16 protein-coding genes are annotated in these 20,522 nt (G+C 58.6%); 7 read left to right on the top strand and 9 right to left on the bottom strand.

The features are described 5' to 3' along the window. Nucleotides 1–73: 73 nt before the first annotated feature. On the top strand, nucleotides 74–2,119 hold the full coding sequence (locus R3C19_08115) for a hypothetical protein (protein MEZ6060309.1): 2,046 nt from the start codon (nucleotides 74–76) through the stop codon (nucleotides 2,117–2,119). After that, nucleotides 2,098–3,108: a hypothetical protein gene (locus R3C19_08110; GenBank protein MEZ6060308.1), complete on the top strand. Its 1,011-nt coding sequence runs from the start codon at nucleotides 2,098–2,100 to the stop codon at nucleotides 3,106–3,108. Before R3C19_08115 ends, R3C19_08110 begins: the two co-directional genes overlap by 22 nt. Before the next feature lie 234 nt (nucleotides 3,109–3,342). Here the strand turns inward: R3C19_08110 and R3C19_08105 are convergent, their stop codons facing one another. The 3 genes from R3C19_08105 to R3C19_08095 all read right to left on the bottom strand — a co-directional run bounded on the left by R3C19_08105 (nucleotide 3,343) and on the right by R3C19_08095 (nucleotide 6,055). Next, entirely contained in the window at nucleotides 3,343–5,070 is a 1,728-nt protein-coding gene (locus R3C19_08105; protein ID MEZ6060307.1) for a cytochrome b N-terminal domain-containing protein, read from the bottom strand. After that, entirely contained in the window at nucleotides 5,037–5,264 is a 228-nt protein-coding gene (locus tag R3C19_08100; protein ID MEZ6060306.1) for a hypothetical protein, read from the bottom strand. Before R3C19_08100 ends, R3C19_08105 begins: the two co-directional genes overlap by 34 nt. Before the next feature lie 173 nt (nucleotides 5,265–5,437). Then, nucleotides 5,438–6,055, bottom strand: coding sequence for a Rieske (2Fe-2S) protein (locus R3C19_08095; protein MEZ6060305.1), 618 nt, complete (start codon nucleotides 6,053–6,055; stop codon nucleotides 5,438–5,440). 310 nt (nucleotides 6,056–6,365) lie between these two features. Here R3C19_08095 and R3C19_08090 point away from each other — a divergent pair, with 310 nt between their 5' ends. The 3 genes from R3C19_08090 (at nucleotide 6,366) to R3C19_08080 (ending at nucleotide 9,650) form a co-directional block, all read left to right on the top strand. Beyond that, nucleotides 6,366–6,590 carry a hypothetical protein gene (locus R3C19_08090; protein ID MEZ6060304.1) on the top strand — a complete coding sequence of 75 codons (225 nt, stop codon included), beginning with the start codon at nucleotides 6,366–6,368 and terminating at the stop codon, nucleotides 6,588–6,590. Between the two features lie 172 nt (nucleotides 6,591–6,762). Continuing rightward, nucleotides 6,763–7,869, top strand: a complete 1,107-nt coding sequence (locus tag R3C19_08085) for a DUF1559 domain-containing protein (GenBank protein MEZ6060303.1) — start codon at nucleotides 6,763–6,765, stop codon at nucleotides 7,867–7,869. 29 nt (nucleotides 7,870–7,898) lie between these two features. Continuing rightward, entirely contained in the window at nucleotides 7,899–9,650 is a 1,752-nt protein-coding gene (locus R3C19_08080; GenBank protein MEZ6060302.1) for a glycosyltransferase family 39 protein, read from the top strand. 75 nt (nucleotides 9,651–9,725) lie between these two features. On the opposite strand, the gene R3C19_08075 is transcribed toward R3C19_08080, so the two are convergent. The 6 genes from R3C19_08075 to R3C19_08050 form a co-directional block, all read right to left on the bottom strand. Further along, nucleotides 9,726–10,391: a hypothetical protein gene (locus tag R3C19_08075; GenBank protein ID MEZ6060301.1), complete on the bottom strand. Its 666-nt coding sequence runs from the start codon at nucleotides 10,389–10,391 to the stop codon at nucleotides 9,726–9,728. Nucleotides 10,392–12,103: 1,712 nt separating this feature from the next. After that, the gene (locus tag R3C19_08070) at nucleotides 12,104–13,201 is read right to left on the bottom strand and encodes a hypothetical protein (protein ID MEZ6060300.1); all 1,098 of its coding nucleotides are present in this window, start codon (nucleotides 13,199–13,201) and stop codon (nucleotides 12,104–12,106) included. Between the two features lie 501 nt (nucleotides 13,202–13,702). Then, the gene (locus tag R3C19_08065; GenBank protein MEZ6060299.1) at nucleotides 13,703–14,137 is read right to left on the bottom strand and encodes a hypothetical protein; all 435 of its coding nucleotides are present in this window, start codon (nucleotides 14,135–14,137) and stop codon (nucleotides 13,703–13,705) included. Nucleotides 14,138–14,205: 68 nt separating this feature from the next. Then, nucleotides 14,206–15,123, bottom strand: coding sequence for a hypothetical protein (locus tag R3C19_08060; protein ID MEZ6060298.1), 918 nt, complete (start codon nucleotides 15,121–15,123; stop codon nucleotides 14,206–14,208). A gap of 402 nt (nucleotides 15,124–15,525) precedes the next feature. Then, nucleotides 15,526–15,981, bottom strand: coding sequence for a hypothetical protein (locus tag R3C19_08055; protein ID MEZ6060297.1), 456 nt, complete (start codon nucleotides 15,979–15,981; stop codon nucleotides 15,526–15,528). A gap of 256 nt (nucleotides 15,982–16,237) precedes the next feature. Next, nucleotides 16,238–17,566 (bottom strand): phospholipid carrier-dependent glycosyltransferase, encoded by a 1,329-nt coding sequence (locus R3C19_08050; protein MEZ6060296.1) that lies wholly within the window; start codon nucleotides 17,564–17,566, stop codon nucleotides 16,238–16,240. 398 nt (nucleotides 17,567–17,964) lie between these two features. Here R3C19_08050 and R3C19_08045 point away from each other — a divergent pair, with 398 nt between their 5' ends. Next, nucleotides 17,965–19,401, top strand: coding sequence for an MBOAT family O-acyltransferase (locus R3C19_08045; protein MEZ6060295.1), 1,437 nt, complete (start codon nucleotides 17,965–17,967; stop codon nucleotides 19,399–19,401). 24 nt (nucleotides 19,402–19,425) lie between these two features. After that, nucleotides 19,426–20,457 carry a hypothetical protein gene (locus tag R3C19_08040; GenBank protein MEZ6060294.1) on the top strand — a complete coding sequence of 344 codons (1,032 nt, stop codon included), beginning with the start codon at nucleotides 19,426–19,428 and terminating at the stop codon, nucleotides 20,455–20,457. The last annotated feature ends 65 nt before the right edge of the window (nucleotides 20,458–20,522 follow it).

The raw sequence follows: 20,522 nt of genomic DNA, 5'->3' as shown, positions 1-20,522 counted from the left end.
CTTTCCTGTCGATCCTTAGCCGGATAAAAACACCGCGTGTCATCACGCGGTGTTTTTGTTTTGAGACTGCTTCATGCCCAGTTCGCAGGATCCGCGACCGGACGTTCCGGAATCGCACCGGCCCGTCGGAATGTTCATCATTCTGACGTCGCTGGCGGTCATCACCGCCGCGGTTCTGACCAGCCAGCCGCTGCAGAGCGCGAACGACCGGTCCCGCTGGAGTACCGTCTGGTCGCTGGTGGAACGCGGCACGTATCAGATCGACGAAATCGACCAGTACGAAAACTGGTCATCGATCGATAAAGTCCGGCACCGCGTGACGGACGACGAACCGTGGCACTTTTATTCGTCCAAGCCGCCGCTGTTGTCGACGATCGTCGCCGGGCTGTACTGGATCGAACGGCAGGTGCTCGGACGCGGGCTGTTCCATGACACGGAGTTTGTGTCGCGGCTGCTGCTGTTGCTGGTGAATGTCGTACCAATGGCCGTCGCACTGTTTTCGCTTCGACGAACGCTGCAACTGCTGAAGATTCCGCCGACCGCGTTTCGCTTTGTGCTGCTGGCGGCCGGGCTGGGTTCCATGCTGAACCCGTTTCTGACAACGCTGAACAATCATACTCCCGCCGCGGTCTGTCTGTTGATCTGCCTGTCCGCCATCATTCGGCTCGGCCATGCCAGCACCGGTGATCAGGCGGGACGCGATTTTTGGATCATGGGCCTGACGGCGGCTTTGACGTGCTGCTTTGAACTGCCTGCGGCGCTGTTTGGAATCGTGGCCTTTCTGTTTGCGGTCAGGGTCGACGTTAGCCGCTCGCTGACCTGCTTTGTTCCCGCGGCAGTGATTCCGCTGGCAGCATTCTTCGTCACGAACTGGCTGGCCACCGGAGGCATCAAGCCCTTTTATGCGTACTACGGGCAGGAGCAATACGTTTATGTCCACGAAGGAGTTCCCAGCTACTGGAGCAATCCGAAGGACCTGGACGCCAATCAGGAATCGACTCCCGTGTACCTGTTTCATTGTCTGATCGGGCACCACGGCATCCTGTCGCTGACTCCCGTTTTCCTGCTGACGCTTGCCGGCTGGTGGATGGGTGCCGTGCGGCAGGAATGGAGATCGCTGAAGTTTGTGTTGCTGACGGGTGCCGGACTGTCACTGGCGGTGCTCGGCTTCTATCTGACAAAAACTGCCAACTACAACTACGGCGGCAATTCGTCGTCTCTTCGATGGATGCTCTGGCTGGTTCCGTTCTGGTGGTACGGCATGATTCCCGCTGTGGTGTGGATTACGGACGGGCGGCCGTCGCAGCGGCCGTCGCAGCGGGCGGCGTTGTCGGTAGTGATCGGAATGCTGCTGGCGATGTCGGTTTTCACGGCGTCCTGGTCATTGTCGAAGCCGTGGAAACCGTCGTGGCTGTATTCGGTGATGGAGCAGGCGGGCTGGATCAACTACCACACACCCGCCGAACCGTTCAGCACGCCGAGGTATTCGGTGATCTCATCGGTCCCGGACGGCCCGGGTCGCCGCGCGTCGTGGAGCAGCGCGAATGGTGCGGCAACACAGACACTGACGCTGACGACGATCGGTCCGGTCAGCGTCGACGATCACCCTGCCGTGGCGGTTCGCCTTAACCTGTCGGACGGATCACGCGAACAGCGTTCCCCGGCGACGGACCCGGATCGTTCCGCGAAGACGTCGCCGGAACACGTGCTGGTGATTCTGATTCAGCCGTTTGAATCCGGCAGCGACATCGCCGACTGGCTGCGACAGGTTCGCGATCCGGCCACCAACACCGAAGCGCGGCTGACGTCGGCTCAGGTCGAGCCCGCCGACGACTGGATTCTGACGCTGCTGCGAGGAATGCCGGCGGCTCGCCCGTATAATGCGGGCGGAAAGAAGTACCAGCGACCGTTTGACGAGGCGGCAATCGCTCTGGAATGTGACCGGGCCGCGTCGCGCGTTGCCTTCGATCATCCGCAATTCGGCCGATGCTGGCAGCGGTGTGATGTGCTGTACTGTGCGGAACTGACATTCGGCGTCATGCAATGGACAACCACGATCACTCAGGAAGCCACGGGCGACGTGATCTCCGTCACCGCGTGGCGGCGTCTTGCCGATTAGCGGCGATCCTGCTGTCGGCGGTCGTATTGATCGCAGCGACTTCGGCCGCCATCGCTCAGCCAGCGGACGACGATTCCATTCTGCCGTTCGACTCAGGCGATCGTGTTGTCGTCGTGGACGACGAATCCGGTCGCGAAACGTTACTGACCGGCCGCGTTGAGGACCTGGAAGGCAATCGTCTGACGTTTCGCAGTAACCGGGACGGAGCGATTCAGGTTCTGCGGATTCCCGACGTCATGCGGATTGAGTTCGCGAAGAGTGCTGACTTTGAGGCCGGTCTGCGGCTGATGCAGCAGGGCGACCATGCTTCGGCTTCGAAGATTCTGACGACGGCTCTGAAATCCGAACAGCAGCCGTGGGTACGACGCGAAATCCGGGCCGCGCTGGCTCGCAATTCCATCCGGCTCAGGCAGCGCCGCGACGCCGTCGAACAGATTCGTGTCATTTTCGACGAAGACCCGAAGACTCGCCACCTGGGTTTGCTGCCGCTGGTCTGGGAAGAACGGCTTTCCCCGGATCAGCGGTTGTCGGTCGACGCGGCCTGGCTGACCAGCGACTCCGCCGTCGAGCGACTGGCCGCAGGTTCCGTGTTTCTGGACAACGAGCAGCACAGCGCCCTGGCCGAAAAGGTGCTGGAGGATCTGAAGCGCCACCGCAGCGGAGGAATCAGCGATCTGGCCGAAACTCAGTTGTGGCGGCTTCGGCTGCGGGATCTGTCACGATCCGGCGTGGCTGACGTGAGAGGATTTCAGCGACGGATCAATGTCCTGCCGACGGAACTTCGGCCGGGACCACAGTATTTGCTGGGAAAGGCGCTCGCGGCGCTGCACAACCACGATGACGCTTCGCGTGCCTTTCTGTGGATGCCGCTGATGTCGCCCGTCGATCCAGACCTGACGCAGAAGTCGCTTGCTGAAGCCATTTCCCATCTGCAACAGTCCGGCCGGCTGGACGAAGCGGCACTGCTTTCCGCTGAGGGTGTCCGCTGAGAGTGTCCGCTGACACGGCAGCGCCGACTGCCCTGGCCGACGTGTCTTGACGTGTGGCACTGGCTGTTCCAGTGGTTCAGCGCTGCGGAAAGCACTGTCACAGCCAGTGCCACACAACTCATCGATTCGGTGTCGACAAAGCACAAAGCACACCAGCGCGTCGCCTGCCACGGTGAATCGTTCCTCAGATCCGGTCCGGGACGGACGAAAAAACCGGACGCCTGCCGGGCAGTGCTATTCCTCGGCGGCGCCAGTGACGGCGGACGGATAGTCGTCAACTTTCGTCGGCAGGTAGTCTCCCGTCATCCAGCGGACAAGCAGGTTCAGGTCTTCATCGGACAACTGTTCCGGGCTGTACGCCTTCATACGGTTCCTCGCGCCGTAGTGGCGAGCGGCGTTTGGGTGGCGAATGAAATCCTTCAGCCATGCCTGCGAACCGTACTTCGCCAGCGTCGGAGCATCATCGGCGTCCTCATCAGAAATCGGCGAGAAATCATTGCCGATGGACGTGTGACAGTTCAGGCACGACGCGCCATCCAGAGTTCCCTGCCAGGCACCATCGATCGCCAATTCGCGGCCTCGCGCGGCCCTGGTTTCGTCGACATCGATCCCGGCATGTCCGGCTTCGGAAATCAGGAATTCCGCCAGAGCGTCCAGGTCCTGGGCGTTTTCGGCTGACTTTAGTGCCGCGGTGTTGTCCGACCAGTCAGCCATAACCGACGTGTCCGGATCGATGTAGGCGACTTCTTCGCCCTTCGCTTCGGCATCCTTTGCGTCCCGGTACCACGTGGCATTCTTTAGCGCGGCGAAGTGTCCCGGAAAATCGACGACGACGTTTTTCATCCATTCGCGGCTGGCGAAATTTCCCAGATCAGCGGCTGTGGGCGGAGCCACCTGTTGATTTTCCATGACCAGCATTCCGCGTCCGTCGTGCCCGTTGTAGCGATGACAGGCCGAGCAATGCTGAGCGAACAGGCGCGGTCCGCGAGTGAACGGATCTCGTCGCAGCAAAGAGACCGCTCCATCGACGGGAATCCGATCCGGGCCGGACGCAAGTTCCAGTGCCCGAGCGGCGTCCCGGTGAGCTTCGGCGATCGCTGCCTGATGGCCCACGTTGGCATTATCTTCGACGATCGCCATCACGGTCAGCACCAGAATCCCCGCGGTCAGCAGCCAGATGAAAGCCTTGTTCAGCTTATGACCGGCTTCGCCAAGAAACCTGGCGGTCAGCGGCATCACGGCGATGATGCCCATGATGATTCCGGGAATCACGATGGCTCCCACCGTCGTGCCCAATTCGTCAATCACTTCGAATCGCAGCAGGCGAAACAGAAACAGGAAGTACCATTCCGGCCGCGCGGCGTCGAACTTGACGGCCGGGTCGGCGGGAGCATTCAATTCGGCTCCCTTGAAGACGGCCGCCAGCAGGACCACCGCCAGCACGGCCAGACACGCCACCGCATCCTTCAACACCTGATCGGGCCAGAACATGGCGTCCGCGCCCCGCTTTGTGTCGCAAGCTGTCAGGCCATGCCGCCGGAAGACATAGATGTGCAGCGCCAGGAATCCGACCAGCAGCATGGGCAGCACTCCTGCGTGCATCGCGAAAAAGCGCGTCAGCGTCAGATGGCCGTACTGACTGCCGCCCTGAGCTAGCTGCTGCACTTCGCCGCCGACAAGCGGAGTCGCGCTCATGATGTTTGTCGTCACCTGAGTTGCGTAGTAGCCCTTCTGGTCCCACGGAAGCAGATAGCCTGTCAGAGACAAGCCCAGAACAATCTGCAGCAGCACGATTCCCAGCCAGAAATTGACTTCGCGAGGCGCTTTGTAGGCTCCGTCAATCACGACCTGAATCAGATGAATGCCCATCAGCACGACCATCGCCGACGCGGCATAGTGATGGATGCCGCGGATCACGTAGCCCAGCGTCATTTCGTGCTGAATGTAGTAGACGCTTTCCACGCCGTTCGAGTGCTGGGGCTGTACGCGGTCCACAGCATCAGCCCCGTCACGATCTGCAGCACGAACGTGAACACCAGCGTGCTGCCCCAGACGTATCGCCATCGCGCGCCGCCGGGAACACGTTCGAAAAGAGCTTCGTGCATCAGCCCTCTGATGCCCGTGCGATCATCCAGCCATTGGATCAGCGAATTCATGAGTCAGCAGGTTTCTATCTGGTCGCCGGACGGAATAATCGAATCGGCCGGCGTTTGTCAAACCGGGAGTGCCGCGACACGAGTCACCGAACCGACGGGAACTCCGCGAACGGAACGGCGCGCCGGTCCGGTGAATTGAGTTCCGTCAGAATCATCCGGCTCCGTCCGTGCCATCACACCGGAATCTTCTCTTTCGTGGCACGCCGAAAGTTCTGAAACCGGATCCAGATCTCATTGCCTTCCGGATTCGGTTCGCCGTCTTTTGCGATCAGAACCTCCAGCGAATCCATGTTTCGCGGCGGAATTTCGTTCGTCCGGGTGCCGTCCGGAGCAAACGAACTGGTGTGGCACGGGCAGAAGAAATCGCCGTTGCTGCGGCGATAGTCGACCGAACAGCCCAGATGCGGGCAAATCGAATTCAGCACAATAATTTCGGCGTCAGGATTCTTCCGGACCCAGACACTGCCGACGGGTACGTTCCGAAAACGGTTCCAGGCGTCGTCCAGGTCGGTAATCACGGTCACGGCAACGGGAGTTCCGTCCTGCGGGATCGCGTCACGCGTGATGCCAAGACGGATGAAACCGGCCGTCGCGCCGCCGGAATTTCCGTCGGACGTCGCTCCGCGTCTTCGCAGCAGGGGATCCAGAAAGAACAGGCCTCCCAGAGAAGCGGGAACCGCCATCAACAGAAAGCTAAGTCCCGCGGTGACGACTTCCAGCAGTTTGCGGCGCGTCGGCGGAGGTTCAAATCCATGCGGCGGCTCCTGCGGATCCGAATCGTTATCAGACATGATGAGGGCTTTCGGCAGACATGCGAATCAGGCGGGCGTGATCGGCGAGGCCACAATTTGAAGGTGTTCACCCGCGAATGACAAGCGTCAACTTCTGTGGCGACCGGCAGATTCTGCGCGTTTGCGCGGCGCTGCATTTGCCGGTCTCTGAAAGATCTGACGATTGTGACGGTTTTGCGAATTCACCCGGTCACAACAACCGATCTGAAGGAATGATGATATGGTCACCGGGACCGTTGACGCCACAGTGTGGCGCGACCGCCGTCCGGCAAGTGTCGAATAAACCGAGTTCTGATGAAGGTGCAGACCCGTGAAGGAAGCTCCAGGGCGAAACAGATTCTTGTTGTCACTTCTGGCAGCAGTAGCCTCAAGTGCAGTCCTCACCGGATGTCAGACGACAATCGGAGGCCAGACGCTGCCGTCTCCCGACTACCTGACGGATGACGTCCAGTACCATCCGACCGGTCCGGAATTCAAGCTGACCAATCAGGTGGAAGCTCTGCGCAAGTACGAAGCGGAACGCAACGCCGAGTAACGCGCACCAGAACCGCCGAACGAACCCGAACAGCCACAACGCAGAAGCCGACGTCGCCACGACGTCGGCTTCGTCACGCGCCGCCGATCCCCGGAGAACTCCTGTGGCAAACTGACGGGCAGCCTGTACACTTCTTGGGGAGAACCACTGGCCTGCTTTGCTGAGGTGTCTGATGATTGCCATCCGTCGGAAGCACTCCGCGAGCCGTTTTGGCCGATCTGCATTTACCGTGGTCGAAGTGCTCGTTGTAATCACGGTGCTGGGCGTCCTCCTGGCGCTGATTCTGCCCGCGGTGCAGCGGGCAAGGGAATCGTCACGGCGTGTCGCGTGTGCCAATCACCTGAAGAATGTTGCCACCGCGATTCTTAGCGAAACTGTCACGGACCAGCGCTTTCCTGCGTCCGGCCACTGGGGTGAAAACACGAGCGGCGCGGTTGTGGAATATCACAACTGGGTTGTCTCAATCCTGCCTCATCTCGACCAGGGAAACCTCTTCGCCGCCTGGAATCGGCAACTGCCCCGCAATGATCCGCACAATTCTCAACTCGCTCAGACCCACGTGGAAGTCCTGCTGTGCCCGTCCGACATCACCAACGTCAGCGGCGGTGGTCTGAGCTACGTTGTCAATGGAGGCTTTGGCTGGACCACGATTCACGAGTCTGCGGAAGACTGCCCCGTCGGTGCTGATAAAACACCACTGGATCTGAATGGTAACGGTGAGATCTGCGACGACGATTCAGCAACATCAGGGATGCTCACGGATCGGCAGATTTTTGAAATGACCGGACTGTTCTTTCTGGAAAACTGGAAGGCCACAGATGCTCAGCCCAGACTGGATCGGTTCACGCAACGGTCCCATCGCCCGGACAGCGTGCACGACGGGACGACAAACACGCTGATGGTGACGGAAAACGTACGCGTCGGTTACGACCCGAATGATCCACACTCCAACTGGTCATCGTCGCAGGCCCTGCGTAATTCCTTCTTCCTGAGTCCGACTATCTGCCGGGATGCGACGTGTGTTGCCGGGAATGTTGATTATCGCCGGGCCAATGCCGGTGCCCATCGAATCAACGCGTCGCTCACGCTGGCGGAAGGTGAGGCCCCGTGGCCGTCCTCGTACCATCCCGGCGGCATCAACGCGGCCTTCGCAGACGGCAGCGTGCGGTTTCTGAATGAATCGATAGACGGTGGAGTCTACGCCGCACTGGTCAGTCCGCAGGGCAGTCGCCTGAAGGGGCCGCTCGCGCAACCCGTTCTTTCCGACGGCGATTTCTAAGGCCGCTTTTCCGGCGGCACGGCGGGGCCATGAGATGTGTTGCTCTGGTAACAGTCCGGATCGCACTCGCCGCACTCGCGATCGCGATGCTGGCGTGGTGGCTTTGGCACGCCGAATCGACAGTTCTGTGGAGTCATGCCGTTCTGGTCGCGGTCGCTGCGGTCGCCGGCCTTTGGCAGCGATTGCGTTGGCGCACTTCACGGAACGCCGTCGCCAGCGATCACCACGCGGACCGCGGATCACTGGCCGAACAGAATGCCTCGACCGCCGTGTTTTGGGTGATTGCTGTCGCCCTTGGAATGCTTTCCTTCAACGGGCACTGGTTGACAGGGGAAGACCAGCGAGCCTGGCAACCCGCGATCCACGATGAATTCAGCTATTTGTTTCAGGCGAAGACGTTTCTGGCGGGAAGACTCTGGCATCCCGGCCACCCGACGCTCCCCAGGCTGTTCGATCAGATTCACGTGCTGAACGAAGGGAAGTTTGCGAGTCGGTACTTCCCGGGAACGGGACTTTGGCTGGCTCCGTTTCTTGCGATGGGATTTCCTTTGGCCGGACAGTGGCTGGCCGGCAGTCTGGCGACGATGCTGGTTTTCGGCAGCACGCTGCAAATCACCAGTCTGCGCGCCGCGGTTGTTGCAGGCCTGGTGATGGCCGTTTCACCGCTCGTGCTGCTGCTCGGAAACTTCATGACCGCCAGCCAGCCGACTCTGCTGGGAATGAGTCTGTTCCTGTGTGCGTTTCTGCGAATGAGGCGAACCGGCAGCGCATGGTTCGCCATTTTGGCGGGATTCGGACTGACATTCGCCATGCTCTGCCGTCCGCTGACCGCGGCAGCTCTGGCATTCCCCTTCGGGTTGTGGTGCCTCGCCGAAAGCATCCGCGACCAGTCACGACGACGACTGTTGATTCCTCTCGCCGCACCTGTTCTCTGCGGGCTGCTGGCGTTGTTCCTGTACAATCAGCAAATCACCGGCAGCGGCTGGATCTCGCCCTGGCAGCAGTACAACTCTGTCTATACACCCAGTCATCGCTACGGCTTCAACAACGTGACTTTGGATACAGGCCCGAGAATCGACCGGGACTATAACGACTTTGCAGACAATCTGACCCCTGATCTTGCTTTCCGAAACGCACGGCGACGCATGGTCAGCAGCTGGACGCTGATCGTTGGCATCGTGCCGCTGTCACTGGCCGCGCTGGTGTTCGCCACCGGACTCCGTCGGCTCGACGAGGCCAGTCTCGCGCTGTTGTCCTCGGCAGCCTGCCTGCACCTTGCCTATTCCTTCTACTGGTTTGCCGGTGTCTTCCAGTGCCACTATGTGGCCGAAGCGACCGGCTGCTGGGCCATTCTTTTCGCATGTGCGGCGGATGCTGCATCTCGCAGGAACGGTGGCGGTGGTGCAGCACTCAAAATACTGTTCCTCGGAACCACAATGCTCGGGCTGGCCGAGGCTTACGGAGCGTACGGGACGGGAGGTTATCGTGACGCCTCGGACGGATTTCGGTCGTTCCGAAATCGTCATACGGCGTTCGCAGATCTCGTACAGCAACACACCGGCACTGTTCGGGCTCTGGTACTGGTCCCGGAACCCCCGCTGAATCTCCACGTCGACTACGTCGTCAACGATCCGCAGCTCCGCAACCGAGTCCTGTTCGGTCGGCACTACGCGGACCTGGACGAGCAACAGATTGCAAAGGAATTTCCTGACCGCCAAGTCTACGTCTTCGACGAACGGCGGTTCGAGATCCATCCGCTCGTCAATGACGAGCGGGAATGAAGCTCGATACGGATCTATACAGTGGCAGGCGGCCGTGATCGAATGCCAGACAGGTCCTTCCGGTCCCCGGGCGGCTCACTCGTTGCCGATTCCGGACAGCCGGTGCCGGCGTCGGAGAAAGAAGGCGACAATTCCCAGAACCAGCAGGACGTTGACGCCAATCATCAGACGGCTTCGAGTGGACGACGGTGGGGCAGCCGCCTCAGCATGTCTGACGAGATGCTCCGGCGGTTCACTGTTGTAGAGATACTGGTAGTTGTCGCCGGTATATTCGCCCTCGTACACACGTCGGTTGGGACGTCCGTCGCGGACGATCTGGACCGTCCTTTCACCATTGATGCTTTCGCTGATCCATGTTCCGTCTTCGAATTCAGTGATCTGAAACAGCTCATCCGGCAGATTCTCATTGATCGCGACATTCTCAACAGTTGCCTCGGAAGACTGAAGGATCGTTTCACCATCACCGCCATATCGCAGAAGCATCCAACGGTTGGGATACCACGTCTGATTTGCGTCTCTGGTGTAGCTGACTCGTGCTTCAAGTGAAGTGAAGTCACTATTCTGCCGTTTCTTCGCAAGTCTTACAGGCAGATAGTGTTCATCGGCCGTCACCCACAGCTCACGTCGGCCTGCGGTCAGGATCAGGCACCTCTTGTCACCGTCCAGAACTTCGCCGTCCTTCAACCGAAGTTCGCTGCGCTGGCAAACGCCCATCTCCTCATCAAAAGGATGATACAGCATACGGAGAGGTGAAATCCAGAAATTGGGGCCCACTCCCGGACTCGCCTCTCCGATGAACGCCGTGGGAAAGTAGTCATTTGCTCTGTCTGAGCGACCAAACAGGACGACGCTGCGACGCCCGTCAAAGACAAGCTTGGAATTCTGTACGAAAGCACCTGACATGTCGTCGGGGTCGGAGTCAGACCCGACTACGCCGACCAAATCGCAACGATATCGGCCATCCTCCCGGTCAAACGCATATTCTCCCGGAGAACGAATCGGCCCGTCCGGAAACTCATTATGTGTCGCCATCGATGTCCATGTGATATGCAGTGATCTGATACTTTCCACACGTGCGTCCCAAACAGCCAAAACCTCTTCGATGTCTGCTGCAACAACGAGCGAACCGTGAATGACGAGATACACACCGGCGATTGTGGCACACAAGAATCGGACGGGGCTCGCACGACCCGTGATAGCGCAAACCATCTGCCTGATGCCTCCGCAAAGTCGTCGAAGCCAAGAAGCGATGTTTGCGACTCGCAGTGGCTTCGATGTTCCGTGAATCCACATGAACAGGCTCCATGCAAATGAACAGGCCGGATGAAAAACCGTTCAGCGCCGGCAGCGACCACGGCGAACGCGCCTTCGGAACCGAGGAGGAAGCAATTCGACACGTGCAGAATGCCCGCGTCGCCAGACTCGCGGGGCAGTATTCTGAGAGCGCGGTCACTGCCAATTCAACTGCAAGCGCTGAGCTGCCGCCTTACTCACGTTCACGGCAAGTTCGCCTCTGCAGATGATAGCTGACACGGTATCGCGGCACTGTCACGGTTAGTGCCCGCTTTAAATCTGAACGACAAAGCGGTCGGCGTAGATGTCATTTCACAGCGCGACGATGCCAAGAGTAGCCCGCCGCGGTCGTCACACTGTTTGAGCTAGAGACTCAGCATCTGCACTGCATTAAGTTCCTACTTGCCGAGATCGCAACGGGCATGTCGTATAACGGGCGGATGAGCAAGGTGTCATTCATCGTGTCTCGCACGACATGGCCCGGCAAAGATCAGATCTCACATTTGGTAGCCATACTCAAATTCGTCTCCTCGACTTCCTCTGCCGCACCCACAGAACCGGTAGTCATAGTAAGAATACCATTTGTGCAGTCCAACGTACATTCATCGTACTTTCGACGCCACACCTCGACAGACATCCCTGGTGACCCTGGCTCTTCGGTACCATTTTCAACGCACACACCCGCTTGTCGGGCGACTGCTTTCGTTGTGGCAAAGGTGTCGTTTGTAAAGTACTTGTATCCGATCGAGACCCCCTGTGTGCCGGAATTCATGCACCATACGTGATAGACCCTGCAGCCTTCTGTGCAGCTTGTGTCGTTGCATGCCGTGAACGCACTTGTTGCACCGAACATCGCCAAGGTCAGCACGATCAGCGCGGAACACCAGAACTTCGCCGAACGGGTACTGAGAAACGGTCGTCGCATCAGACTGCTCCTTCTGGAGGAACCAGAAACACGTGCATGGCGAAACCACTTCACCATGCTTCATCAACTCACCACCGCACGAACGAACGTCCGTGGCGCGCGGGCGGCTCATTCGTTGCCGATTCCGGACGGCCGGTGCCGGCGTCGGAGAAAGAAGGCAGCAATGCCCAGCACCAGCAGGACGTTGATCCCAATCATCAGCCAGCTTCGAATCGACGACGGTGGGGCAACTGCCTCAGCATGTCTGACGAGATGCTCCGGTGGTTCGCTGTTGTAGAGATACTCGTAATTGTCGCCGGTAAACTCGCCGTCGTACACGTCTGTTGGGACGTCCGTCGCGGACGATCTGGACAGTCCTTTCACCATTGACGCTTTCACTGATCCATGTTCCGTCTTCGAATTCGGTGATCTGAAACAGTTCCTCCGGCAGTGTCTCATTGATCGCGACGCTTTCCACAATGGCGTCTGATGAGTGTATAACCGTTTCGCCGTCGCCTCCATAACGGAGAAGCACCCAACTGCCGGGATACCACGACTCGTTGACATCTCTCAAGTAGCTGACTCGTGCTTCCAGTGAAGCAGAGTCACTTGTTTTACTCTGCTTCTGCACGCATCTCACAGGAAGATAGTGTTCATCGGCTGTCACCCACAGCTCAAGCAGGCCAGCGGTAAGAACCAGGCACCTTGTATCGCCGTCCACAACTTCGCTGTCCTTCAACCGAAGTTGGCTTCGCTGGAAGATGCCATGATCTTTATCAAGCGGTTGATATAGCAATAGGACGGGCCAAATCCGGAAATCGCCTTCGAAACTGGGGCTCGCTTCTCCGATAAAAGCGGTGGGAAAGTAATTATCTGGTCTGCCCGAACGCCCAAACAAGACGACACTGCGACGCCCATCATAAACTCTTTTGGAATTCTTAACGTAAACGCGCGTCATGTCGCGAACGTCCGAGGATAAGTTATCCAAATCGAACCGATAGCGACCCTCCCGGTCAAATGCATATTCTCCCGGACACCGAATCGGACCGTCCGGAAAATACAAATCTGTCACTATCGACGTCCATTTAAGATGTACGGAGCTGACGCTCTCCGCACGTGCGTCCCAGGCAGCCAGGATGTCGTCGATCTCTGTTGCAGCGCAGAGCGGGCTTTGCATGGTAAGATAGATACCGGCGAGTACGCCCCACAGAATGCCGGCAAGTGGGGGATTCCTTCGGAAGTTGCCCGCGGGCGGCAACACCAGTGCCGTTACAACTGCGGACCGGCGAACTCGTCCAGGCATGGAAGCGATAGCTGTCATTGGAATTTGCTTCGGTGTTTCGTAAGTCGACATGGGTATCCTCCAGGCGATTGCGAAGGCTCACTGACACGACAATCAGCGGATCGCACGAATGTCGCCAGTCACACCTTTCGAATCGTGCAATATGCCGATCGACAGACACAAGAAGCCCGCGTCGCCGGACTCCCGTCTGGCTTCGCAGGGCTGTGTTCTGGAATCGTTCACGTTAAAATCCAGGGCAAGAGTTGATTCGCGGGCCTTCGGGTGTTCACCGACAAGGTCGCCGCTGCAGATGCCGGCTGAGACGGTTACGCTGCACGACCGCGATTTTCGCCCGGTTGAATCTGGAACACAATCCGACCGCGGTGGATATGAGGCAAGCTCGCGAGCATAGCACACATAACCCGCCGCGGTTGGCAAGTTGTTAGAGTTGGCGGGTCACCATCTGCACGGAATCATGTTCGGACGTGGCTGGATCGCAACGGGTATCTGCCACAACTGCAAGGTGTGCAGCATGTCATGGAGCGTACGGCACACCAAATGTTCCGGTGGCGTTCAGATTTCACACTCGATAGTCCAATTTCCGTTGTCATCGCCGAATGGCACTGTCGCTCCGACAGACCCGGTCGTCCATTTGGTCGCTGCATTATTCGGACAATCCAAGCTACACGACGAGTAGGCTTTGTACCACACTGCGCGTTGTGTGGCTGGAGTTCCATCCTCGTGATCGCCGTTTTCAACACATTTCACCAAGGCGACTTTTTGCACTACGGTAAAGGTATTGTCTGTAAAGAACTTTACTCCGGACGTCCCGCCCCCCATGACGCCTGTATTCCAGCACCAAGTGGGATGCGCCTTGCATGCTTCAATGCACGTCTGGTCGTTGCAATCTGTGAAGGCATTGGATGCGCCGAGCACGCCCAAAGTCGCCACCACCACGGCAGAACACCAGAACTTCATCGAACGGGGACTGAGAAACTGTCGTCGCATCAGACTGCTCCTTCTGCAGTAACCACAAACAATTGCACGGCGAAACCACTTCACCATGCTTCATCAACTCACAAGTGCACGAACGAACGTCCGCCGCTGTTCACCGCTCCGGATTCGTTTGACACGGGTACCGCCTTTTTCCGGGCTGATGGCAGGACGATCACCGGAATGGCACGTGCCTCCGTCGTCCCGTTTTCCAGCACCAACACCACATTCAGGTACGTTTTTCCGACCGCACCATTGTCCGTTTCCGGCGGCTCGCCATACCGGACGACCACAGTCGTCGGTTGTCGCGAGTCGGAGCGAGGCACGGCCTCCGCGGCGATGGACTCATCTGCACAAGTCAGTGAAACGATTTCGTAGTTGAAGCTCTCGCGCGGCGTCACGACGACCGTTGTGCCTGCGTCAGAGCCGGCCTGCTGCGAACCGATGACAATGTTACGAGGAGTGATCTCGAATCTGCCACGGACGGTCACGTGAATCGGCACGGTGCGTTCGATGACTGTTCCGCCGTCTGCCGGAAAGCAGTTCAGCCGCACGTCCGTCGGGAATTCTCCGATCGGCAGGTCTGCGTCGTCGCGGAACGTGAGCCGCACCGTGCCATCGCTCGCCGACTTCATGATGGCCTCAGCCGAATACAGGCCCGTCTCGCCTGCTGTCTGCATGACTTCGACCCGTTCCAGAGCTGCGTGCGAACGAAAAGCGAATGTGCCAAGGCCGCTCTGACGTGCAGCAGAGGCTGGTTCGTCTGTCTGGACCACGAAATGCGGATTCGGATCGTCGAACTGCAGTGGATTGTTGACAGTGCCCCTGATTTCCCAGCGGCCGGCGGCCGAACCCGGGCGCGCCTCATCGTCTGCAAACAGCACCGCACTGAAATCCCACTGCGGGACGTTGACTGTTGCGGCATCGCGTGGCGTCAGGTTAAGCGTCATGACGACATCCACGTGATCATGCGGAGCCACGAGAATCGATTCGGGTTCCACGGAAACACATCCGCAGGTCGTTCTCAACTTTGCGGCAATGGGGCTATCAGACGGATTCGCCAGTCGAACTGTCCATTCAAAGTCTCGCGTGGCATCGACTTCGCCAAACGAAAGTTGCGAGGCTTCAAGGCGGGCTTGTCTGAGACCTGGCAGATCCGACACAACGGTGCTTTGCCCCTCACATCCTGTGATGGCGGAAAGACCGATGATGAAGCCTGCCGCACAGGAAAAGCGAAGGGACAGCCGGATACAGCGAAGGCGGCAACTCACAGGTTCCTCCTTACAGCTTATGCCAGTCAGTGATTTCGCAGGCACGCAGATTTTAAAACCGGGACAGGCACCCTGGAACTTGCAGATGTGTCTCGCGCCCGACGGGAGCCAGTCCCGATTTTGAATCCACCTCTATTGAGAATCCGAATCTGCCGGACGATTCCGAATCGCCTCGAATGTGTCACGCGGAAAGGCCAGCGTCGCGCCGCCGATTTGCGTCGCGCCGTCATTCACCGCTCTGTCGCCCCACTGTATGTTGTGGAACCCAGTCCCGGCCGGCACGATCACCCAGGAAATTTTGTCATCAGAGATTCTGTCGGCCCCGGGAATGAGCGCTTCGATATGCCCGGGCCAGCCAGTGCTGATGTAGACCTCGTCGTCACGAATCCCGTTGCTTGCCATCCATTCACGAACACTCAGTAGATCCTGACCCCAGTTTACGCTGCTGTGGCGCAGATGAGCGGGTCCGTTTTCCGGACCGCCCGAAAGTTCGTTGAAGTACGCCAGTTGATGCGGATAGACGCTCAGCGTCGACAGCAGGTTCGCTGCCAGGGCTGCAACGAGCGTGATTTGAGCAAGCCGCACCATCCTGAAGGCTTTTTCATGTGGAGAGCGACGGTTGATGCCTTAATAGCAGGCTGTCCTGCTGTCCTGCTGTCCTGCTGTCCGTACGAGTGATTGCCGCCCTTTCACACACTAGCAATCGTGCCTAATTCGTCAAGAGTCAGGAGAGAGATTCCAAAATATTTAGCCGAATCGGATTCTGACTCTGGAAGTCAATCGAAAACGTAAGTTGCAGCACTTTGCTGCCGGCCATATTCGCCATTTTCCACCGCGGCTGCGTTCAGCACCGACCCGGCGGTTCGGCTTCGATCCGTTTTGGCAGCAAACCAACAAACGTTGCGGCAATGAAGACAAACAGAAAACCCGTTGACGGCAGGACGTAGCGAAAGTGAAGGTTCATCGCGAGCTGCGAACTGACCAGCGCTATCAGTGCGATCGGCGGCAACAGCACGACTGCCAGATCAGACGCTGGCACCGCGGCATGCGACCGGGCGGCAGACTTTCGCCGGCACAATCCCACCAGAGTCGTCAACACGGCAATGACAAACAGAAGCTGCGTTCCGTGTGGCGTCTTGACGCAGAATCCGTAGAGGTAGTAGTACCACCATCCGCCAGGTTTCCATTCGCCGCGGAGAAAAGATCGCCAGGGCTTTTCGAAATCGCTTTTCTGGATGTCGATCCCCTCCACGTAGGGAAGCGGCAGCGGCACCGGGATATGTCCCAGAACAGAATCCCGAAATCGATTTCCGACCTGTCCCGTCTGGTCTGCGCCATTAAGTGCCCGGCTGACGAAATGGAACTCGCGCAGCGGAGTCAGTGTTCCGTCGAAGCCGTAGATCAGATTCAGCAGGTAGACGGAGATCAGCAGAATCACCGCCAGTTGACCTGACTGAATCCGAAAGCCCGGAAATGCCCCGTCGGATTGCGGAAGCTCTCGGTGGCGGCCGAACCTCGACCAGCAAAGCCAGACCGCCGGCCACAACGCGTACAGGAGAATCCAACTGGTTTTCGTCAGTTGCGCCAGTCCGAGCAGGATGCCTGCGACAACCGCCCGCTGCCAGTTCGGTCGTCTGAGCCATCTCCAGAAACCATACCCGGCCGCAACGCCGAACGCCGCCGCCGCGCAGTCCGTCATGATGAATTCACCGTGGGCCAGAATGTTGGGATCGAACGACCACAGGAACAGTGCGATCAGTCCTCCCGTCGGCCGACCGGTCAGCTCTTTGGCCCACAGAAAACAGGAAACTCCGCCAGCCAGGCTGAATGGAATGCAGGCCCAGCGCGCGATCGTGATCAGCCAAAAAGTCCGTTCACCGTTCGCAGCGGCAAAGTCGTTGCCGACATCAAAGCCGGGCCGATCGCCGATTCCCGGTTTGAGCTTGCTCCAGTCGCTTTCGTAGCCAGCGGCGATCACAGGCAGAGCCGCCACCATTCTGACCAGCGGCGGATTCACTCGAAACAGTTGAAAGTCGCCGAGTTCCCAGTGGCTGAGTCCGGCGACGAGAGACTGCGGTTCCTGAGCAGTCGGCGAGTGCTTTGTCGCGGACCAGGCAAGCAATCCGGCATGAATCACCAGCAGCGTCACTGCCGCGAGGTGATCACACCGCAAGTGCCTGCATGATCTGAGAAACATCGAGTCCGTCCTGGCACAAAGGTGCATGGCGAGTCGTCAACTGCAACAACCCTTCCCTGCTGCGGGCCAATGCGTTTGCAGTGGCGCGACCAGATGATTCTTACGTCTGCTGATCGTGAAGTCGATCTTCGAGCCCGGGCCGGAACCGACCCAAGGCGAGCGGAAGATGAGAAGCTACCTGTGCGATGGCGTTCCAAGGCCGTCTGTGCGGTGGCGACGGCCTTGGAACGCCATCGTACGAAACACCGCCGGGTACGCGTTCAAGGACCGAGTCTCGCTTCACTGCGTTTTGCACTTGATCTTGATCCGCATCTGCCGCACGTCCTACGCTGCACCGCGTCCGACGAGCCGGTTTCAAGGATGAGATCGCTGAGATGTTGTTCAATTCCGTCGACTTTGCCATCTTCCTGCCGATCGTCTTTCTGGTGTACTGGAGCCCGATCCGGCGGCATCTGCAGGCTCATAATTTCTTCGTCACCGCCGCCAGCTATCTGTTTTACGGATGGTGGGACTACCGCTTTCTGGCGCTGATCGCCTTCAGTACGCTGGTTGACTACGTGGTCGGGCTGCGACTGGCACAGACGGATTCGCCGCGCCGCCGGGCGCTGCTGCTGTGGATCAGCGTGCTTGTCAATCTGAGTCTGCTGGGTTTTTTCAAGTACTTCAACTTCTTTGTCGACTCCTTTGCGGGAGCCTTCGCGTTTTTCGGTCGCGAGATCCACACGCCGGCCCTGAACGTTGTGCTGCCTGTCGGCATCAGCTTCTACACGCTGCAGACACTGAGCTACACAATTGACGTGTACCGCCGGAAACTGGAGCCCACTCGCGATTTCCTGGCATTTGCCGCGTTTGTCAGCTTCTTCCCGCAGCTTGTGGCCGGGCCGATTGAACGCGCGACTCATCTGTTGCCGCAGTTCTACCAGCGACGAAACTTCGACTACGGCACGGGAGTCGACGGGCTGCGGCAGATCCTGTGGGGACTGTTCACGAAAGTCGTCATCGCCGACAACTGCGCCGTCTGCGCGAATGCCGTCTTCAATAATTCCGACGGATACAGCGGCAGCACGCTGATTGCCGGAGCGCTGTTCTTCAGTTTTCAGGTGTACGGAGACTTCGCGGGATATTCCAACATCGCCATCGGAACGGCGAAGCTGTTTGGATTCGATCTGATGCGGAACTTTGCCTGTCCGTACTTTTCCCGCGACATCGCGGAGTTCTGGCGACGCTGGCACATTTCGCTGTCGACCTGGTTCCGCGACTACCTTTACTTTCCGCTGGGCGGCAGCCGCTGCGGCACCGGAATGGCCATCCGGAACGTATTTGTCGTGTTCCTGGTCAGCGGCCTGTGGCACGGCGCCAACTGGACATTTCTTGCCTGGGGAGCACTCAACGCTCTCTATTTTCTGCCGCTGATGCTGCTGAAACGCAACCGGCACCATACGGATGTTGTGGCCGCGGGCCGGATGTTTCCGGCGGTTCGCGAAATCGCCGCGATGTGTGTGACGTTTGGTCTGACAACCTTTGCATGGATTTTCTTCCGGGCGGAATCCGTTACTCACGCGATTCGCTACATCGCCCGAATCTTCACGCCAGCCGCTTTCGAATGGCCGGAAGTGTTTCCGCTCGACGTGGTTGCCATCACGGGACTCTTCGTTTTGCTGGAATGGCGCGGCCGCGAACAGCCGTTCGCGATTGCCGACCTGGGGTTCGGCTGGCCGCGCCCGCTGCGTTGGGCGCTGTACTACGGAATCTGCGTTGCCATCACGGCGATGGCCGGCGAACAGCAGCAGTTCATCTACTTTCAGTTCTGAACGCGAACTTCTGAATACACTTCGATGCGGGATCCGGAAACTCAGGATATTGCGCGGTTTCTTCGAAAAGCCGCGACATTTTTCTTCTGCCCGCTGATCGCGTGGCTGCCGTTCGGACTGTTGTTTCATCAGCAGCTTCTGGAAAACGCCAAAGGTCCCAGCGTCGAAAAGCAGATCCGGATGTCGTTCGAAAACGCGGCCAGTCGTGACTTCGAACTGCTGATGCTGGGGAATTCGCGAATCTACCGCGGACTCAACCCCGATCGCTTCTCGATGCCGGCCTGCAACTTTTCGCACGACGACGATTCGTTCAACCAGATGTACTACAAGCTGAAATGGCTCGACGATCACGGCAAGTCGTTTCGCTATCTGATTGCCGGCGTCGACTTCTTTCAGTTCAGTTTTCATTCCGACCGCAGGAACTATGTTTACTCGACGCTGCTGGACGACGCCTACGCGGCTGACTTTCCTGCACTTCCGTTCTGGCACAAACGAAGGTGGGTGCGACCGGGGCTCTTCCGCGGGCTGAATCCGAAGCACCTGTTCGCATCGTCGGAAGGTCGCCCATTCTTCAAAGCGAACGGGCAATACATCATGCCGGGCACGGCGTCTGCCACCGACACCGTGCAGCGCAGCACCGAGCGACTGCCGCTGCAGGTGAAGTACTTCGAAAAAATGCTGCAGCATTGCCGGGAACGAAATATCACGGTGTTCCTGTGCCTGCTGCCGATCCGTCCGGAAGAACAGCGGGTCTACGACCGACAGCAGCTTGCGGAATTCATGAACTTTCTGCGGCATTATGAATCCCGCGACACGATCGTCGTCGACTGCACCTTCGATTCCGGCTACACGATGGCGGACTACACGGACATCACTCACCTGAACGAACGCGCGGCCGATCGGTTCTCCGAACAACTGGACGACACTCTGCAGGACATGATCCTGCAGCGCGAACGAGCGACCGACGTGGCCGCCGAACATGACTCTGAAAATACGGTCCCCGTCAGAACTGCCGGATACGGAACGGAACTTGAACCGCAGCATTCGACAAATTGATCGGAAGGACTCAGCGCCGGTCGTTCTGACCTTCCACCGCGCTACGGCCGCCCCGGTTCAGAGTC

The sequence above is a fragment of the Planctomycetaceae bacterium genome (assembly GCA_041398785.1).
Lineage (GTDB): Bacteria > Planctomycetota > Planctomycetia > Planctomycetales > Planctomycetaceae > JAWKUA01.
This window is presented reverse-complemented; position numbering and strand designations above follow the sequence as displayed.

Bases quoted from the DNA above. Each gene is read 5' to 3' on its own strand.
- R3C19_08115 (MEZ6060309.1), top strand. From the start codon at position 74: ATGCCCAGTTCGCAGGATCCGCGACCGGACGTTCCGGAATCGCACCGG.
- R3C19_08100 (MEZ6060306.1), bottom strand. From the start codon at position 5,264: ATGAATTCGCTGATCCAATGGCTGGATGATCGCACGGGCATCAGAGGG.
- R3C19_08095 (MEZ6060305.1), bottom strand. From the start codon at position 6,055: ATGTCTGATAACGATTCGGATCCGCAGGAGCCGCCGCATGGATTTGAA.
- R3C19_08085 (MEZ6060303.1), top strand. From the start codon at position 6,763: ATGATTGCCATCCGTCGGAAGCACTCCGCGAGCCGTTTTGGCCGATCT.
- R3C19_08080 (MEZ6060302.1), top strand. From the start codon at position 7,899: ATGAGATGTGTTGCTCTGGTAACAGTCCGGATCGCACTCGCCGCACTC.
- R3C19_08075 (MEZ6060301.1), bottom strand. From the start codon at position 10,391: ATGCTGTATCATCCTTTTGATGAGGAGATGGGCGTTTGCCAGCGCAGC.
- R3C19_08070 (MEZ6060300.1), bottom strand. From the start codon at position 13,201: ATGTCGACTTACGAAACACCGAAGCAAATTCCAATGACAGCTATCGCT.
- R3C19_08065 (MEZ6060299.1), bottom strand. From the start codon at position 14,137: ATGCGACGACAGTTTCTCAGTCCCCGTTCGATGAAGTTCTGGTGTTCT.
- R3C19_08055 (MEZ6060297.1), bottom strand. From the start codon at position 15,981: ATGGTGCGGCTTGCTCAAATCACGCTCGTTGCAGCCCTGGCAGCGAAC.
- R3C19_08045 (MEZ6060295.1), top strand. From the start codon at position 17,965: ATGTTGTTCAATTCCGTCGACTTTGCCATCTTCCTGCCGATCGTCTTT.
- R3C19_08040 (MEZ6060294.1), top strand. From the start codon at position 19,426: ATGCGGGATCCGGAAACTCAGGATATTGCGCGGTTTCTTCGAAAAGCC.